The organism is Brachybacterium sp. AOP25-B2-12 (assembly GCF_052378625.1).
GTDB lineage: Bacteria > Actinomycetota > Actinomycetes > Actinomycetales > Dermabacteraceae > Brachybacterium.
On sequence record NZ_JBQSXW010000002.1, the window covers coordinates 165,756 to 184,066 of the forward strand.

The window sequence follows — 18,311 nt, forward strand, 5'->3', positions numbered from 1 at the left end:
GAGGCACTGGTGCCTCAGCGTCTCCTGCTGGGCCTCCGCAACCCCAGAGCCTCCCCGGCGCACCGGTTCAGCGCCGACGCGGCACCTTCGCGGGCCACCACACCCGGTCGCCGATGGCATAGGTGAGCGCCGGCACCAGGAACGAGCGCACGACGAGCGCGTCCAGCAGCACGCCGAAGGACACGATGATCGCCAGCTGCAGCAGGAACTGGATGGGGATCACGGCGAGCGCCGCGAAGGTCGCGGCGAGCACGATCCCGGCGCTGGTGATGACCCCGCCGGTGAGCCCGAGGCCCCGCAGGACGCCCTCGTGGGTGCCGTGGACCAGGGACTCCTCGCGCACCCGGCTCATGAGGAAGATGTTGTAGTCGATCCCGAGCGCCACGAGGAACACGAACCCGTACAGCGGCACCACGGGGTCGCTCGCGCCCTGGCCGATGAGGTGGAACACGACGGCGGCGACGCCGAGCGCCGTGCCGTAGCTGAGCACCGTGGTGGCCAGCAGCATGAGCGGCGCGACGATGGATCGCAGCAGCAGCATGAGCATCACGGTGATCGCCGCCAGGACCACGGGGATGATGACGGTGCGGTCGCGCTCCGCGGTCGCGTTGGTGTCCAGGTCGGTGGCGGTGGTGCCGCCCACCAGGGGGTCCACGCCCGCTCCCGCGAGGTCGGTGCGCAGGTACTCCACGGTGCCCTCGGCGGCCAGGGAGTCCGCGGCGTCGGTGAGCGTGACCTGGAAGAGCAGGTCGCCGTCGACCTCCGTCGGCTCCGCTCCGGCGAAGGGCCCCTGGGCGGGCCCGGCGCCCGTGGCGTCGACCGGGATCGATCCCGAAGGGGAGTCCAGGGCGGCCAGGGCGACGGTGCTGACCCCGTCGGCGTCCGCGAGGACGCGGGCGGCATCGGCCCGCTGATCGGCCGGCGCGATGACGTAGGTGGGGGTCCCGCTGCCGCCGGGGAAGTGCGCCGCGATGACGGCCTGGCCGTCCCGGGCGGGGCTGTCCCCCAGCACGAACTCGCTCGCCGGGACGCCGCTCGCGTCGAGCCGCACCAGGCCCGCACAGCCGATGACCAGCACGATCAGCACGCCCGCGGCGATGCGTCGGGGGGCGCGGGCGATGAGGCGGCCGATCCCGGGCCACAGGCCGCGGGCGCCGTCCCCGGTGAGCCGGGGATGCTCCGAGCCCGGCAGGGGGCGCCGCGGCCAGAACGCCGCGCGCCCGACCAGGGCGAGCACCGCCGGGAGGAAGGTGAGCGAGGTGGCCATCGCCATCGCGATGCCGATCGCCGCCACGGGGCCCAGCGCCGAGTTGGACACGAGGTCCGAGAGCATGAGGCACAGGAGGCCCGCGATGACGGTGCCGCCGGAGGCGGCGATCGGCTCGATGGTCCCGCGCAGCGCCCGCAGCGTCGCGGTGACGGGGCTCTGGACGTCGCGCAGCTCCTCGCGGAAGCGGGCGACGTACAGCAGGCTGTAGTCGGTCGCGGCGCCGATCACGAGGATGAAGAGGATCCCCTGGATCTGTCCGTTGATCGTGAGGACGTCGGCGCGGGCGAGCGCGACGACCACCAGCACCGCCGCGCACAGGGCCGTCATGGACGACAGCAGCACCAGCACCGGCAGCAGCGGGGAGCGGTAGACGATCACGAGGATCACGAACACCACGGCGAGGGCGACCACGAGCAGCAGCCCGTCGATGCCCCCGAAGGCGTCCACGAGGTCGGCGCTGAACCCGGCGGGGCCGGTGACCCAGTGGTCCAGCCCCTCGGGAAGCTGCTCGGCGGCCAGGGCGTCCAGGGCGGCGACGGCCGTCTCGGGCTCGATGCCCGCGGGGACGGCGACGACGAGCTCGGCGGCCTTGCCGTCCTCGGAGGGCAGGACCGGGGAGACCTGCACGTCGACGCCCGGGGCCACGGCCGCGCCGGCCCCCGAGGCGACGGCCTCCAGCGCCGAGGTGTCCGCGGCGGTCAGGCCGCCAGGGCGCTCGACCACGAGGATCGCGGGGATCGTGTCCTCGCCGAGGAACTCCCCGAGACGCTCCTGGACCTGCGTGGACTCCGCGGAGGCGGGCAGGAACGAGGAGCGGTCGTTCGTCGCGACGTCGCCGATCTTCCCGAAGGACATGCCGCCGAGGGAGAACACGGCCAGCCACACCAGGATCAGCACGACCGGCAGCAGCACCCGCAGCCAGATCGGAGGCCTGCGGTCCACCGCCTCGCCCGGCGCCCGGTGCGTGGGGGACGTGCCGTGATCAGCGCTCATCGGCACATCCTCGCATCCGGCGGGCACCGGGCCGGACGCCCCGGATCACGCAGGGCGGCCCGGATCACTCGGGGCGGCCGGGCGGCTCCACGGGCGGGACGTCGGCGCGATGGGTCGGGGCGCCGCCGGTGGGACGGGGAGTCGCGTGCCGGCCCGGATGGTCGATCCCCGAGCCGTGCTCGGGGGCATCGCCCACCGCGGGCGCCCCGAGGTGTTCGTGCGCCGGGGCCGCGGTGGGTGCCGCGGCGGAGCCGGACGCGGCGTGGGCCGGCCGGTGATCCTCCGCGGGGTTCGTCTCCCCGGACAGCCCCTCGGTCGCGGCGAGGATCCCGTCCTCGTCGCCCCGGCCCTCGGCGATCCGGCGCAGGCGACGGCGCTCCCCCGGGCCCTCGGCGAGCCGGTAGAGAACCGGGACGATCACGAGGGTCAGCAGGGTCGAGGAGACGAGCCCGCCGATCACGACCACCGCGAGCGGTTGGGAGATGAACCCGCCCTCCCCGGTGATCCCGAAGGCCATCGGCAGCAGGGCGAAGATCGTCGCCGCGGCCGTCATGAGGATCGGCCGCAGACGCTTCGAGGCGCCCGTGGTCACGGCCTCCTCGAGCCCCATGCCGTGCCGTCTGTACTGGTTGACCAGGTCGATGAGCACGATCGCGTTGGTGACGACGATGCCCACGAGCATGAGCAGGCCGATCATCGAGGGCAGCCCCAGCGGGACCTGCGTGATGACCAGCAGCCCCAGGGCGCCGGTCGCCGCGAACGGGATCGACACCAGAAGGATCAGCGGCTGGATCAGCGACTTGAAGATCCACACGAGCAGCACGTAGGTCAGCAGGACCGCGGCGAGCATGGCGATGCCGAGCTGGCCGAAGGTGTCGCCGATGTCCGCCGAGGCGCCGCCGACGGTCGCCTTGGCGCCATCGGGCAGCGTCGCGCCGTCGACGGCGGACTGCGCGGCGGTCGTCGCCGCCCCCACGTTGTCGCTCGAGGGTGTGAGCTGGATCGTGACCGTCTCCCGGGAGTCCTGGGTCACGATCTGCGGCCGCGAGTTCTGCTCGTCGACCCGGGCGACGTCGGTCAGCGGCATGCCCGCGATCTGCATCCCCCGCAGCTGGTCCAGGGTCGAGATGGGCTCGGTGCCCTGCTCGACGTAGACCTGCAGCGAGTCCCCGTCGATCGTGATGCTCCCGATCGAGGAGGGGTACAGCTGCTGGGCGACGAGGCCCACGACCGCCTGCTCGGTGAGCCCGCGCTGGGCGGCGGCGGTCTGGTCCACGGTGATGACCGCGGTGGGCTGATCGGCCTGCAGGTCGCTCTCGACCTTGGAGACGCCCGAGGGCAGCGGATCCAGCCGCTTGAGGATCGCGTCGTTGGCCTTCTGCCGCGCATCGTCGGTGGGCCCGGTGATCTGGATGTCGACCGTCGAGGATCCCGTCGCACCGCCGCTCTGCTGGGCCTCGACGTCCCCGGCGTCGGGCAGGCCCTGGAGCTTCTTGAGGATCGTGTCCCGCAGGGCCTCCTGGTCGGCGTCGGGGTCGGTGGTGATCGAGTAGCTGATCTCGTTGGTCTGGCCGCCCGCCCCGCCCGCGGGTCCGAAGGCGGACGCCCCGATGGTGGTCTGGACGCTGTCGACGCCGTCGACGTCCTTGAGGACCTTCTCGGCCTGTGCGGCCTTGTCGGAGGACTCGTCGAGGGTGGTGCCCGCCGGGAGGGTCTGGGTGAAGGAGGCGAGGTTCTGCCCCGAGTCGCCCAGGAAGTTGATCTTGAGCGCGGGGACCAGGAACCCGGTGCCCACGAGCACCAGGACGGCCAGGAGGATCGTGAGGACCCGGTGCCCCTGGGTCCAGCCCAGCACCGGGCGGTACAGGCGGTGCAGCAGGGACCGTGACTCACGGGCCTCGGCCGCGTCGCGCACGGCCTTGACCTGGGCGGCGTCGTCGGGGTCGGTCGGCACGGCGGCCTTGCGCGGCGCCCTCAGGAACCAGTACGCGAGGACGGGGACGATGGTCAGCGAGACGATGAGCGAGGAGAGCATCGCGATGGCGACCGTCAGCGAGAACGGGCGGAACAGCTCGCCGGCCATGCCCGAGACCACCGCGACCGGCAGGAACACGATCACCGTGGCGAGCGTCGAGCTGGTGACCGCCCCCGCGACCTCGCCGACGGCGTCGATGATGGCGCGGGCCCGGGCCTTGCCGTACGTGAGGTGGCGGGTGATGTTCTCGATGACGACGATCGAGTCGTCCACGACGCGCCCGATGGAGATGGTCAGCGCCGCCAGCGTCAGCATGTTCAGCGTGTAGTTCGAGACGAGCATCCCCACGAAGGCCATGAGCAGCGACATGGGGATCGAGATCGCGGTGACGATCGTCGGGCGGAGCTGCCGCAGGAACAGCAGGATCACGCCGATCGCGAAGACGAGGCCCAGCAGGCCCTCCTCCGCCAGGGACAGGATCGACTTCTGGATGAACGGCGCCTGGTCGAACACCACGGTGCTCTTGGCGTCGCCGCCGAGGCCGGGCAGGAGCTCGTCGAGCCGGGACTCGACGCCCTTGGAGACGTCGACGACGTTGCCGTCGGCGGTGGCGGTGACCACCAGCACGAGCGATTCGCGGCCGTCGGTGCGGGAGATCGAGGTGGCCGCCTGCTGGGTCTGCTCGACCTTGGCGACCTGGCCCAGCGTCGTGGCGTCCTGCTGACCGCCCTGACCGCCCTCGGCGGGCAGGAGGGCGATGCCCTGGAGGTCCTCGATCGAGGTCAGCTGCGTGCCGATGGTGACGTCGAGGGAGCGATCTCCGTCGGTGATCGTCCCCCCGGGCACGGACAGCCCGTTGGCATCGAGGGCGGTCTTGATGTCGGCGGTGGTCAGCCCGCGGGAGGCGAGCTCCTGGGCGTCCGGGGTGATCCGCACGATCTGGGTCGGGGCACCGGCCACGACGACCGAGGAGACCCCCTCCACGCGCTCGAGCTCGGGCACGACGTCGTCGCGCAGCCCCTGCGCCAGGGTCGCGGGCTCGTTGTCCGAGGAGATCGACAGGACGGCGACCGGGATGTCTCCGGAGCCTCCGGCGATGACCTGCGGGTCGGTGCCGTCGGGCAGGTCGTCCTTGATCCGGGCCAGCGCCGCGTCGACCTGGTTGGCGCTGCGGGCCGTGTCGGTGCCGTACTTCAGCTCGATCGTGACCATGGAGACGCTGGGCTGGGACATCGAGGTGGTCGAGTCGACGTTCTCGAGGCCGCGCACCGACTGCTCGATCGGCCCGCTGATCCGCGAGGCGACCTGCTCGCTCGAGGCGCCCGGTGAGGTGGTGACCACCTGGATCTGGGGCAGGGACACCGAGGGGATCAGCTCCTGGCGCAGCGTCGACATCGACAGGGCGCCGATGAGGGCCACCGCGATGCAGACCAGGGCGATGAAGGAGCGGTTGCGGAGGCTGAGGATCGCCAGGCGGCGCATGGGTTCTTCCTGTCGTGACATCGCGCGCCGCGGGCGGCGCACGACGGGCGGAGCGGGTCCTGGCGCGCCCGGGGCGAGGCGGTGACCGTCCCCGCGCACCATTCGACCACGCCGGAGGCCCCGCGCCCATACGACGAAGGGCGGAGATGTGGGCGGGGTCGCGGGCCTCGAGGCGCGCTCCCTCACGGGCGGCATGCGGACGCGCCCGTGGACGGGGTCACGGACGGCGGTGCGGGAGTGGGTCACATCCGGACGTCGTGGTCGCCGCGGGTCCGCGCGCGCCGACCACAATGGAGGGCGTGTCCGAGCCCAGTCCCTCCGTCCCCGACGGGGCCGCCCGCCGCGTCGTGGACCGCGACATCCTGCGCCTGGCGATCCCCTCGCTCGGCGCGCTCGTGGCCGAGCCCCTCTTCGTGCTGGTCGACTCCGTGTTCATCGCGCGCGTCTCGACGCCCGCCCTGGCGGGCCTGGGGCTCGCGGCGACGGTCCTGACGACGGTGGTGGGGCTGTCGGTGTTCCTCGCGTACTCGACGACGGCTGCCGTCGCGCGGGCCTTCGGCGCGGGCCGACGATCCGAGGCGATCGCCCGCGGCGTGGACGCGTCCTGGCTCGCGCTGGGGATCGGCACGGTGTGCGCGGCGGTGCTGGTGCCGTTCGGCGAGCCGCTGCTGGCGCTGTTCGGGGCTGCGCCCGAGGTGCTCGCCGAGGCGCACGTGTACCTGCGGATCAGTGCGCTGGGCCTCCCGGCGATGCTCGCGGTGCAGGCCGCGACGGGCCTGGTGCGGGGGCTGCAGAACGCGTGGCTGCCGCTCGTGGTGGCCGTCGGCGGGGCGGCGCTGAACATCCCGCTGAACGCCGTGCTGATCTTCGGCATGGGCCTGGGGATCGCGGGATCGGCCGCGGGGACCGTGGTCGCGCAGTGGCTGATGGCGATCGTGCTGCTGGCGGCCGTCGCACGGGCCGCACGCCAAGAGCGCGTGCGGCTGGCCCCGCAGCTGCGATCGGTCGCCTCGGCCGGACGCGAGGCGGTGCCGATGTTCGTGCGCACCCTGTCCCTGCGCGCCGTGCTGCTGGTGACCGTGTTCGTCGCGACGGGCCTGGGGTCCACGCAGCTGGCGGCCCACCAGCTGGCCTCGACGGTGTTCAACCTGCTCGCCCTCGCGCTCGATGCCCTCGCGATCGCGGGGCAGGCGCTGGTGGGCCGCTACCTCGGGGCCTCGGACACCGGAACCGTCCACGCCGTGACGCGGCGGCTCATGGTGTGGGGCGTCGGCGGCGGGTTCGCGACCGGGGTGCTGCTGCTCGCGGCGAGCTACGCGGCGCCCCAGGTGTTCACGCCCGACCCCCTGGTCCAGGCCGATCTCCGTGCCGCGCTGTGGGTGCTGGTGGTGGCCCAGCCGATCGCCGGCTACGTGTTCGTCCTGGACGGGGTGCTCATGGGCGCGGGCGATGCCCCCTACCTGGCGCGCGCAGGGGTCCTCACGGCGCTGGCGGTCATGCCCGGCGCCGCCCTCGTCGCGTGGTGGGGCCCCCGGGGCCCGCTGGGTCTGGCGGCCCTGTGGGTCGCGTGCAACCTGCTGTTCCTGGTGGCCCGGGCGATCGCCCTGGGGATCCGGGTGCGATCGGACCGGTGGATGCGCGTCGGGGCGTGACGGCGGCGCGGCGCCATCGACGCCGGGATCACCCGCGGTGGCCCGCCGAGGGACCCCCGTGCCCGGACCCGCCGTCGCCCGGTCCGTGCTGGTCCACGGGGCGCCAGCCGCCTCCGGGCTCGGGCCCTGGAGCAGGCGCAGGCCCGGGGGTCCGGGTCTCGTGGGGAGGCACGGGGGTCCCGGGGGCGATTCCCTGCCCTGGGGACCAAGGGCTCCCGGCGGCCGTCCCCTGCTGCCATGGCTGCGGCGGAACCTGGTGCTGGGTCGCCCCGAAGCCACCTCCGGAGCCGCCCCCGCGTCCCCCGACGCCTCCGCGCAACGCGCTCGGGATCAGCGTCGGAGCGACACCGCTCTCGACCGGCACCTGACGGCGTCGGAACCAGCCCAGCAGGGCACCCAGGCCTGCGCGTCCCGTCGCCGGGCCCAGCACCCGGGACGACACCTCCACCAGCAGACCGACGATCCCGGTCAGGAGCGGCAGCCACGGCCCGAGATGGATCCCCGCGGACAGCGATCCCAGACCCGCGAGCCCGGCGTCCAGGGACACGGCACCCAGGATCAGCAGCACGATCCCACCGAGGCCGTACGCGACCGGGAGCGTGATCCAGGAGATCACGAGCGCCGGCACGCTCCGGGGAGCGATCCGGCGCCCGTGGCCCCACAGCGCGCCCATCACCGCGATCAGCACCAGCCCCACCAGGAGCAGCAGGACCCCGACGAACCAGGGCAGGCCCGGGTACCAGGGCGGGTCCGTGAAGGTCGGCACGTTCGCGTCCTGGGTGAAGAGCCACAGCCATCGGTCCTCGCGCACCGTGGAATCCGCGAGCGGGACGGACCCGAAGACCCGGTAGTGCACGGACCCGAGGACCCCGAAGCCTGCCAGGTACGCCACGACCTGGCCGATGGCGACGGGCAGCAGCAGGATCAGGGCCAGCCCCTGGGCCGGGGTCCCGTCGACGAATCCGCGGACCACGACGGCGACCGACAGCACGAGGATCCCTGCTGCGGAGTACGCCATGAGATGGACCAGAGCGAGGCGCGGTCCGGCGGTCGCCTCGGCCGCCGTGGACCACCATCGGGGGCGCTCGGCGATGCTCAGCTGACCCAGCAGCAGTGCGCCGCCCAGGAGGAACCACGCCCCGAAGAAGGCGTCGAAGCCGGCGGCGTGCATCGAGACCGACACGTCGTCGGTGGCGATCCTGAAGGCGAGGATCCGGGCGATCGCCGTGGTGACGATCGCCAGGAGCAGGCCGGACACGCAGGCCGTGAGGGCCATCCCGAGGAGCTTCGCGCCGCTCTGGCGTCGGCGCAGGAAGCGCCCGCCGAACCATCCGAGGAGCACGATGGTGGCCGTGATCGCCAGGGGCAGGGCACGCGTCGAACCGCCGCCGGACAAGAGGAAGCCGGCCTGGACATCGATCCGGTACGAGCCGAACGTCCCGGAGGCGACCAGCTGGGCCGGGATGCCGAGGATCCCGCGCAGGAGCTCGAAGGCCCCGTCGCCGCCCGCGGGATCCGTCGTGCCCCCGCCGCTCGAGGGGCCCGAGGTCGTGCCGGACGAGGACGAGGCGGAGAGCACCATCGCGAGGTACGTCGAGACCGCGAGGACGACGGCGACGATGCTCGCCGCGACGTAGGCGATCACCGCGACCAGGAGCCCCCCGAGGGGATTGACGATCCCGAGCCTCGTGAGCTGGGCACGGACGTCCACGGGGCCCGCCCCCGCACGTGCGCCGGGCACCTGCCACTGCGGACCCGATTCCTGGGGGGCCGGCTGCTGGGAGGCTGATTGCTGCGGACCTGACCGCTGAGGAACCGACTGCTGGGGATCCGGCGGCTGCGGCTGTCCCTGCTGCCATGAGGGCGGAGGTGCGCCCCAGCCGCCGCCCGGCCGCGGGGCTCCTCCCCCGTGCGTGCCGTCGTCCCCGTGCGTGCCCTGGCTCATGCCCGTCCCCTCGCCGGGCGTGCGGCGCCCGTCATCCGTGGTGGTGATACCCGCCACAGGATAGGGGGGAGGACCCCCGCACGCGTGCCACCGCGGCGCGGGAAGATCGATGGGGCACGCTGGTCAGGCGTCTTTTCGGCGGTTGTCCACAACGGTCTTCCGGCCTGGCCGCCACCCCGGGGAAACCCCCTGTCGGCACCACCGGGCACGCTCGTAGGATCGCCGGGTGACCTCGTCGCCCGCCCCCGCGTCCTCCCCCTCCGTTCCCACCCGGCTCGACCCGCGCGACCGCCTCGTCATCGCGCTCCTGCTGGTCTCCTCGTTCGTCGTCATCCTCAACGAGACGATCCTGTCCGTCGCCCTGCCCTCGATCATGGCCGACCTCCACCTCGAGGCGGGCACCGCGCAGTGGCTGACCACGGCGTTCATGCTGACGATGGCCGTGGTCATCCCCATCACGGGCTTCCTGATCCAGCGTCTGAGCACCCGCACGCTGTTCACGGCCGCGATGATCCTGTTCCTCGTGGGCACCACCATCTGCGCCGTCTCGACCGCGTTCGTCCCCCTGCTGCTGGGCCGCGTCGTCCAGGCCAGCGGCACCGCGATCATGATGCCGCTGCTGATGACGACGATCATGAACCTCGTGCCCCCGCACCTCCGCGGACGGATCATGGGCAACATCTCCATCGTCATCTCGGTGGCGCCGGCCGTCGGCCCCACCATCTCGGGCCTCGTGCTCTCGGTGCTGCCGTGGCGCTTCCTGTTCGTGCTGGTGCTGCCGATCGCGGCCGCGGCCCTGGCCCTGGGACTGCGCCGCATCCAGAACGTCGGCGAGACCTCGCACTCGAAGGTCGACGTGCTCTCGGTGATCCTCTCGGGGGTCGGCTTCGGTGCGCTGGTCTACGGCATGAGCAGCATGGGCGGCGAGGGCAGCGCCGACGGCGGCTCCTCGGAGCTCGGCTGGGCGATCGGCGAGATCGCCCTGGGCGTCGTCGTCCTGGCGATCTTCGTGCTGCGCCAGCTGCGCCTGCAGCGCACCGACCGCGCCCTGCTGGACCTGCGCACCTTCACCCATCGCACCTTCGCCGCCGCGACCGTGCTCATGGTGCTCACGATGGGGTCGCTGTTCGGCATGGTGGTGCTCCTGCCCATCTACCTCACCGAGGTGCTGGGCCTGCCCACCCTGTCGATCGGTCTGATGCTCCTGCCCGGAGGGCTGCTGATGGGTCTCGCGGCTCCCTTCGTGGGACGCCTGTACGACCGGGTCGGCCCCCGCCCCCTCGTGATCCCCGGGCTGGTCCTGGTCGCGGCGGGCCTGCTGATCCTGTCGACCATCTCCACGGACACCGCCCCGTGGACGGTGCTGGCGGCCCACGTCATCGTCTCCTGCGGCCTGGCCCTGGTCTTCACCCCGCTGTTCACCTCCTCGCTCGGCTCCCTGCCGCCGTCGCTCTACAGCCACGGCTCGGCGATCGTGGGCACCGTGCAGCAGGTGGCCGGTGCGGCAGGCACCGCCACCATGGTCACGATCATGTCCGTGGTCGCGGCCGGCGCCCGACGGACCGGTGCGGGAGACCTCGAGGCGATCGCGACCGGCACCGGACGCACCTTCGTGGTCGCGGCGTGCCTGGCGCTGGCCGGGGTCGTGTGCGCGATCTGGCTGCGCAAGGACGACGCCCCGGACGAGGATCGGACCGTTCACCACGAACGGGACGAATCGGCACCCGGGAAGGTCGAGCACGGCGCGGTCGGCCACCGTTCGGCGTGATCTGCACAACGCGATGCGCCTCTGAGGTGCCCGTGAGACGGGGGACTGGCTACCGTGGAGGGGTCTCTCGGCCGACCGTCGACGGCGCCCCGTCGTCCCTGGTCCGCCTGCCCGGCACGACCCCTGGACAGGATCCATGACGTCTCCCGCTGCACCGCCCCGGCACCCCTCCCGACGCACCCTCGCGCGAGGTGCCGCGTGGTCCGTCCCCACCGTGATCATGGGCGCCTCGGTGCCCGCGTACGCGGCGTCGGGCTGCATCCCCGCGACCGGCTCCACCCTCACGCAGCAGCTCTCGTTCGGCTCCGCTCAGGGCGCCAACGGATGGAGCGCGGGCTCCACGGGGTCGTACTACGGCGGCGCCACCGCCCCGCGCTGGGCCTCGAGCTACAGCCAGAACGGCTGGAACGGGACCACCAACTGCTTCTCTCGCCCCTCGCCGACCAACTCCATCTCGCTGGCCCCCGAGGGCGGCACGGTCGTGGGCGACCCCGATCCGTCGCGCGCGAACTCGACGCTGACGTACTCCAGGACGCTCTGCCTGGCCGCCGGGTCGTACACGGTGAGCTTCGACTGGGTCGCCCTGACGTACAACTCCGTCGGCTCCACCCTGCAGCTCACGGCCACGCGAGACCAGGGGACGTCCACGCCCATCGGAGCTGCTGTCGTCGCCCCGATCGGCAATGCGTCGTCCAACCAGTTCGGATCCGGATCGCGCAGTGCCACCCTGACGGTGCCCTCGGCGAACACCTACACCTTCACGTACTCGTGGACCTTCACCACGGCCACGGCCTACGAGGCCTCGAACGGCTGCAACACCTACGCCAACGACATCGCGGTGGGGCCACCCGTCGTCACGAAGACCGCCTGAACGGACCTCTCCGCTCCCGGGACGCCGTGCACCCCGCCGGGTGCATGGCGTCTCGTCGTCGGTCCGGGGCACGCGCGCGACGGCGCGCGCCCCGGAGCACACGGATTAGACGGTCGCGGCCTCGTCGGCGCGCGCCCGCACGGCGACCGTCGCCTCGACGAGGTGCGCGAGGCTCTCCTCGGTCTCGGCGTAGCCGCGGGTCTTGAGCCCGCAGTCGGGGTTGACCCACAGGTTGACCGGGCCCACGGTGCCCAGCGCCTTGATCAGCAGCTCCTCGATCTCCTCGGTGCTCGGCACACGCGGGGAGTGGATGTCCCACACGCCCGGCCCGATCCCGCGGGAGAAGCGCTCGGGGTCGATCGCGTCGACGACCTCGCCGCGCGAGCGGGCCGACTCGATGCTGGTGACGTCCGCGCCCAGGCCGTCGATCGCGTCGATGACCTCGTTGAACTCGCTGTAGCAGAGGTGGGTGTGGATCTGCGTCGCATCGACCACACCCGACGTCGCGAGGCGGAACGAGCCCACCGACCAGTCGAGGTAGGCGTCCTGATCGGCACGGCGCAGCGGCAGCAGCTCGCGCAGGGCGGGCTCGTCCACCTGGACGATCCCGATCCCGGCGGCCTCGAGGTCGGCGACCTCGTCGCGCAGGGCCAGGGCCACCTGATCGGCGGTCTCGCCCAGGGGCTGGTCATCGCGCACGAAGGACCACGCGAGGATCGTGACGGGGCCCGTCAGCATGCCCTTGACGGGCTTGGCGGTGAGGGACTGGGCGTAGGTGGCCCAGGGGACGGTGATCGCCGCGGTGCGCGAGACGTCGCCGAACAGGATCGAGGGGCGCGTACAGCGCGAGCCGTAGGACTGCACCCAGCCGTTCTCGGTCACGGCGAAGCCTTCGAGGTTCTCCGCGAAGTACTGGACCATGTCGTTGCGCTCGGGCTCGCCGTGCACCAGCACATCCAGGCCCAGGCGCTCCTGCAGGGCGATCACGCGGGCGATCTCCTGCTGCATGGCCTCGACGTAGGCGGCCTCATCGATGCGTCCGGCCCGCAGATCGGCCCGCGCGCGGCGCACCTCCTTGACCTGCGGGAAGGAGCCGATGGTGGTCGTCGGCAGCTCCGGCAGGCCCAGGGCCTCGCGCTGGGCGGCGGCGCGCATCGGGTACTGGGCGCGGTCGCGGTCGTCGGCGGCGAGCGCCGCGGCGCGTGCGCGCACGGCCTCGTCGCGCACGCCGGCGAAGTCGCGCGGCACCGAGCGGGAGCCGTCGGCGTCCCCGGGCGTCACGGAGCCGGCGCCGAGCGCCACGACCTCGCGCACCTTCTCGTCGGCGAAGGCGAGGGTCTCGCTGAGGTCACCGGGCAGGTTGGGCTCGAGGTCCAGGGTGTGGGGCACGTGCTGGAGCGACACGCTGGTCGAGACGGACACCGCGGCGGGGTCGCCGCCGGCCTCGGCCACGCGCTCGCGCAGCACGGCCAGGCGGGCGGCCGCGGTGGTCAGCTCGGTGCGCCAGACGGTGCGGCCCTCGACGAGACCCGCGACGAGCCGCACGCCGGCGATGCCCGCGAGGTTCTCGACGGTGGGGAGGTCCCCGCGCGTCGCATCGACGTGCACGGCCTCGACACCCGTGGCCAGGAGCGAGGGCAGCAGGGCCCCGATCCCGCCGTAGGGCGTGGTGACCAGGATCTTCGGACGCGGGGATACGGCGGCCAGGCGGCCCTCGGCGCGCTCGAGGAGCGCGGCCAGGGCGTCGGCGCCGATCCGCTGGTCGGCGGCGAGCGCAGGCTCGTCGAGCTGCACCCAGGGGGCGCCGGCCTCGGCGAGACGGCCCAGGAGCTCGGCGTAGACGTCCACGAGGTCGTCCAGGCGGTCCAGCGGGTCGAAGCCCTCCGGGGCGTCGTCGGCGGCCTTGGACAGCAGCAGCAGCGTCACGGGGCCCACCAGCACGGGGCGCTCGGTGACGCCGTCCTCGAGGCCCTCGCGGAACAGGTCGATCACCTGGGTCGAGGCGACACGGAGGTCGGTGTCCGGGCCGATCTCGGGCACGAGGTAGTGGTAGTTGGTGTCGAACCACTTGGTCATCTCGAGCGGGGACTGCTGGGCGTCGCCGCGGGCGAGGGTGAAGTAGCCGTCCAGGCCCACGGTGCCGTCGGCCTCGAGCACGTGCGCCAGGCGCGCGGGCACGATCCCGGTGGCCACGGCGGCGTCGAGCACCTGGTCGTACAGCGAGAACGTCCCGGGGATCGCGGCGACCTCGGAGAGCCCCAGCTCGACGAGGCGGGCGCGCGTGCGGCGGCGGAGCTCGCGGACGGCGTCGTCGAACTGCGCGCGGTCGATGCGGCCGGCCCAGTAGGACTCCTCGGCCTTCTTGAGCTCGCGGTCGGGGCCGATGCGCGGGTAGCCGACGATCGTCGCGGCAGGCAGGGCGCCGGTGCTCGCGGCGGTCTCGTGGATGGGGGTCTGGTTCATCGTGTCTCCTTGTCCGCGGCCGGGGGCCTCGGGGATGGTGCGGTCCTGGGCAGGTACGGGGACGGGGATCCGGTCGTGGGTCCCGTCCTGATCGGGGTTCCGGCGCGGCCGGTCACGGCCGCCACGGTACGGATCCCGCGGGCCGCGGGCGGACGTCCGTGACGCCGTGTGTCCTCGTGTGGCACCGGCGTCGTCGGCCTGGTCGCCCCGTCCCGGGCAGATGCCCGGTGGGAGGTGGTCGGAGATCGCCGGCGCTCCGTCACGCAGTCCCCCGGCGACGGTGCGGTCACGCGCGGGACAGGTCGATCTGCTCGAGCACGTCCAGCGCCACCTCGTGGCGGTTGAAGGTGTAGAGGTGCAGACCCGACGCGCCCTCGTCGAGGACCTGCCGGATCAGGTCCACGCTCCAGCGCACCCCGATCCGCCGTCGCTCGGCCTCGTCGCGCGCGGACTCCAGGGCGTGCAGCAGCTCCGGCGGCGCGTGCACCCCGGACAGCTCGGCCAGCCGGTGCAGCCGCCGCGGATCCGTCGCGGGCACGAAGCCGGGGACGATGGGCATGCGGACCCCGACGTCGCGGGCCCGGTCCACGAGGTCGACGTAATCGGCGGGGTCGAAGAACACCTGGGTGATCGCGAAGTCCGCGCCCGAGCGCTCCTTGGAGACGAGCACCTCGAGGTCGTGCCGTCGCGTCGGGGACTCCGGGTGGCGTCGCGGGTAGGCCGCCACGCCGATCGAGACCCGCCCGCCGGCGAGCATCGCGGTGCGGCGCCGCTCGATCTCCCGCACCAGCTCGACGAGGTAGCGGGCGAAGGGCACCTCGTCCTCGTCGGCGCGGTGCGCGTCGGTGACGTCCCCGCGCAGCGCGAGGATCCCGCGGACCCCGAGGTCCAGCAGCGCATCGATCACGAGCTCGAGCTGGGTGCGGCTGGACCCGGTGCAGGTCAGGTGCACGAGGGGGCGCAGCGAGGTCTCCCTCAGCACGTGCTCGGTCAGCTCGAGCACCCGGGAGAGGTTCTCCTGGCCGGTGCGGCTGGTGACCGAGACGTAGTCGGGGCGGGTGGCCTCGAGCTGGGCGACCGTCTCCCGCAGCCGGTCGAAGGAGGCCTCCGAGCGGGCGGGGAACAGCTCGTAGCTCAGCGCGAGGCGACGGCGCGCTCCGGCCGCACGGGCGAGCTCGGGCAGCGTGGACGGAGCGGACATGCCCCGAATCTAGGCGGGCGGCGGGCCGGGATCCACCGTCCGTGTCCGCAGATGACGCGGCGTGACGCCTCAGCCGTTGCCCGCGGCGCGCAGGAGCATGGTCCCGGCGAGCTTGGGCGCATTGTCGGCCGTCAGGACGCCGAAGTCGCCGTCCTCGTCCCGCAGCTCGTAGAACAGCACGGCGGAGGCCTCGCTGCGGGAGAGGGCGTCGATGTAGAGCGCGTAGGCCTGGGCCTGGTCCGTCTCGCTGAAGCACTCCGGGCAGGTCTGCAGGCCGATCTCCCCGACCAGCACCTCCTTGCCGGTGGTGGCGCGGGCGCGGGCGATGTAGTCCACGAGCCGCTGGGTGGCGTCCGTGAACAGCTGGGGGTAGGCGTCGAGCGTGATGACGTCCATCGCCGGCGCGAGCGCCGCGATCCCCAGGTCCCAGCGCTCCGTCATGGCCTGGTCCACCGGGTACCCGAACAGGTTGGTGGTCACCCGGACGTCGGGCCCGACGCCGTGGATCACGTCCCGGGCGGCGCCGACCGCCGCCGCGAGGCGACCCATGTACCCGGCATCGGCCGGGTCGACGTGCTCGACGGTCCGGTAGTGGCTGCCATCGGCCTCGTTGAACACCTGCCACACGTCCACCCGGTCCGCGATCCTGCGGGCGACGGCCTCCCAATACAGGCGCATCTTGGCCAGGAACACGTCCTCGCTCGCCGTGTGGTCGCTCCACGCATCGTTCGTGATCACGTACACCGACAGCCCGGCGTCGCGGGCCGCGCCGACGGCGTCGTCGATCATGTCCAGGGCGCTCTCGCGCATCCGGATCGGACCGCCCGGGGCGCCCCAGTCCTGGACGACGTCCCGGCCCAGCACCGCGAAGCGCGCCCAGCCCATGCCCAGCCTGCCGACGGAGGCCAGGTCCTCGCGGAACCGGTCATGACGCGCCGCGGTGGGCGCGCCCAGGTGGAACCCGAACCGTGCCAGGCCGCCCTCGGCCGGATGCGGCTCAGGGAGCTCCGGGGTGGGGGTCGCGCTCGAGGTGGGCTCGGGGTCGGGAGCCCCGTCGCCGCAGGCCGCGAGCCCCAGCGCGGCCGCCAGCGAGGCGCCGCCCAGCAGCAGGGGGCGGCGTCCCGCCGAGATCGCTCGCTCACGCATCCAGCATCGCCTTCTCCCTGTGTCGGTCCCGCAGGCACACGAAGAGCGCCCCCACCGTGAACACCATGATCGCCACGAGGGCGAGCGTGAACGCCGACAGCCACGAGGCGCCGCCGGCGGTCAGCGCGAACAGCAGCCCGGGGATCATCGCGGTGCCCATCGCCGCGCCCATCCGCTGCCCCAGCTGGAGCACGCCGCCGGCCACCCCGCCGAAGCGCGGATCGACGGCGCTCAGGGTGAGCGTCTGGTTGGGCGAGATCGTCATGCCCTGGCTGACCCCCACGAGCATCAGCGGCAGCGCCAGCACCCAGAACGACACCGCCCCGGACTCCACGTACTCGACGACCACGACCACCAGGCCCAGGCCCACCAGCACCGTCGCGAAGCCGCCGATCACCAGGCGCCGGCCCAGACGCAGCACGAATCGTCCGCCGATCTGCGAGGAGATCGCGGCGCAGGCCGCCGAGGGCAGCCCCAGCAGCGAGGCCTCGAAGGCCGTGTGGTCGAGGTGGCGCTGCAGGTAGAGGGGGACGATGATCCAGATGCTCGTCGAGCCCATGAAGTAGATCGAGATGATGAGGATCCCGTTGCGGAACGCCGCGTTGGAGAACACAGCCAGGTCCACCATCGGTGATCGTCCCCGCTCCTTGTAGCGGTTCTCCCACCATGCCCACACGAGCACGAGCGCCAGGCCCAGCGGGATCCCGAGCCACACCAGGCGCGAGGCCGACCGCTCCAGGAACGGCAGCATCACCGCGAGGATCGCGATCGCCAGCAGCAGCGTGCCCACGGGGTCGAGGTCGGGCCGGGCACCCCGGTCGCGCAGACGGTCGTCGGGGACCCAGCGCAGTCCCGCGAGGATCGCGACCACGCCGATGGGCACGTTCATGAGGAACATCCAGCGCCATCCGGCGTCCTCGCCCAGCACCTGAATGAGGAAGCCGCCGATCACGGGGCCGATCGCCGTCGCGACCGCGACGGTGGTGCCCAGCAGCGCGAAGGCCCGCGCCCGCTGCTGGCCCCGGAAGTGCAGCTGGATGAGCCCCACCGTCTGGGGGTTCAGCAGGCCCGAGCCCACGCCCTGGAGCACACGGGCGATGTTGAGCATGTCGATCGAGGGCGAGAAGCCGGCCAGCAGCGAGCCGATCGTGAACACCGCGATGCCGATCAGGAGCATCCGTCGGCGCCCCGTGGCATCGCCCGTGCGGCCTGCCGGCACCAGGAAGAGGCCGAAGGTCAGCGCGTACCCGGAGATGACCCATTGCAGGCTCTCGTCGTCGGCCCCCAGCGAGTGCCCGATCGCGTTGAGCCCGACGTTGATGACCGAGACCGCCACGAGCGCCATGAACAGCGGCGCGAGCAGCACGAGCATCATCAGCCGTCGCCGCACCGGAGGCTGGGAGCTCCTGGAGGACGGCGCACTGGTCACCGGGACAGTCTAGGCAGGGGGTCCCGGGGCGCCGATCGGCTTGTCAGGGGTTGTCCTCCCGGAGTACATTTTCGGCATCGCGCCCGACCTCGACGAACCGCCCAGCGGCGAGGTGG

10 protein-coding genes are annotated in these 18,311 nt (G+C 72.9%); 3 read left to right on the top strand and 7 right to left on the bottom strand.

Annotated features, from left to right (window positions below; translation table 11 throughout):
• Positions 1–67: 67 nt before the first annotated feature.
• Positions 68–2,263, bottom strand: coding sequence for an MMPL family transporter (locus tag ACT3TZ_RS02450; protein ID WP_444581805.1), 2,196 nt, complete (start codon positions 2,261–2,263; stop codon positions 68–70).
• Between the two features lie 64 nt (positions 2,264–2,327).
• Positions 2,328–5,720 carry an efflux RND transporter permease subunit gene (locus ACT3TZ_RS02455; RefSeq protein ID WP_444581806.1) on the bottom strand — a complete coding sequence of 1,131 codons (3,393 nt, stop codon included), beginning with the start codon at positions 5,718–5,720 and terminating at the stop codon, positions 2,328–2,330.
• 290 nt (positions 5,721–6,010) lie between these two features.
• Between ACT3TZ_RS02455 and ACT3TZ_RS02460 the strand changes: the two genes are divergently transcribed.
• Entirely contained in the window at positions 6,011–7,372 is a 1,362-nt protein-coding gene (locus ACT3TZ_RS02460; RefSeq protein WP_444581886.1) for an MATE family efflux transporter, read from the top strand.
• A gap of 28 nt (positions 7,373–7,400) precedes the next feature.
• Here ACT3TZ_RS02460 and ACT3TZ_RS02465 read toward each other — a convergent pair whose 3' ends face one another.
• On the bottom strand, positions 7,401–9,083 hold the full coding sequence (locus ACT3TZ_RS02465) for a hypothetical protein (protein ID WP_444581807.1): 1,683 nt from the start codon (positions 9,081–9,083) through the stop codon (positions 7,401–7,403).
• Positions 9,084–9,543: 460 nt separating this feature from the next.
• Here ACT3TZ_RS02465 and ACT3TZ_RS02470 point away from each other — a divergent pair, with 460 nt between their 5' ends.
• Together ACT3TZ_RS02470 and ACT3TZ_RS02475 are read left to right on the top strand one after the other, a co-directional pair.
• Entirely contained in the window at positions 9,544–11,085 is a 1,542-nt protein-coding gene (locus ACT3TZ_RS02470; protein ID WP_444581808.1) for an MDR family MFS transporter, read from the top strand.
• 136 nt (positions 11,086–11,221) lie between these two features.
• The gene (locus ACT3TZ_RS02475; protein WP_444581809.1) at positions 11,222–11,956 is read left to right on the top strand and encodes a hypothetical protein; all 735 of its coding nucleotides are present in this window, start codon (positions 11,222–11,224) and stop codon (positions 11,954–11,956) included.
• A gap of 105 nt (positions 11,957–12,061) precedes the next feature.
• On the opposite strand, the gene metE is transcribed toward ACT3TZ_RS02475, so the two are convergent.
• The 4 genes from metE to ACT3TZ_RS02495 form a co-directional block, all read right to left on the bottom strand.
• Complete coding sequence (gene metE / locus ACT3TZ_RS02480; RefSeq protein WP_444581810.1) at positions 12,062–14,419, bottom strand: 5-methyltetrahydropteroyltriglutamate--homocysteine S-methyltransferase; 2,358 nt, start codon at positions 14,417–14,419, stop codon at positions 12,062–12,064.
• 286 nt (positions 14,420–14,705) lie between these two features.
• The gene (locus tag ACT3TZ_RS02485; RefSeq protein WP_444581811.1) at positions 14,706–15,620 is read right to left on the bottom strand and encodes a methylenetetrahydrofolate reductase; all 915 of its coding nucleotides are present in this window, start codon (positions 15,618–15,620) and stop codon (positions 14,706–14,708) included.
• Between the two features lie 69 nt (positions 15,621–15,689).
• The gene (locus ACT3TZ_RS02490) at positions 15,690–16,766 is read right to left on the bottom strand and encodes a hypothetical protein (protein ID WP_444581812.1); all 1,077 of its coding nucleotides are present in this window, start codon (positions 16,764–16,766) and stop codon (positions 15,690–15,692) included.
• The gene (locus ACT3TZ_RS02495) at positions 16,759–18,195 is read right to left on the bottom strand and encodes an MFS transporter (RefSeq protein WP_444581813.1); all 1,437 of its coding nucleotides are present in this window, start codon (positions 18,193–18,195) and stop codon (positions 16,759–16,761) included. Before ACT3TZ_RS02495 ends, ACT3TZ_RS02490 begins: the two co-directional genes overlap by 8 nt.
• Positions 18,196–18,311: the final 116 nt, after the last annotated feature.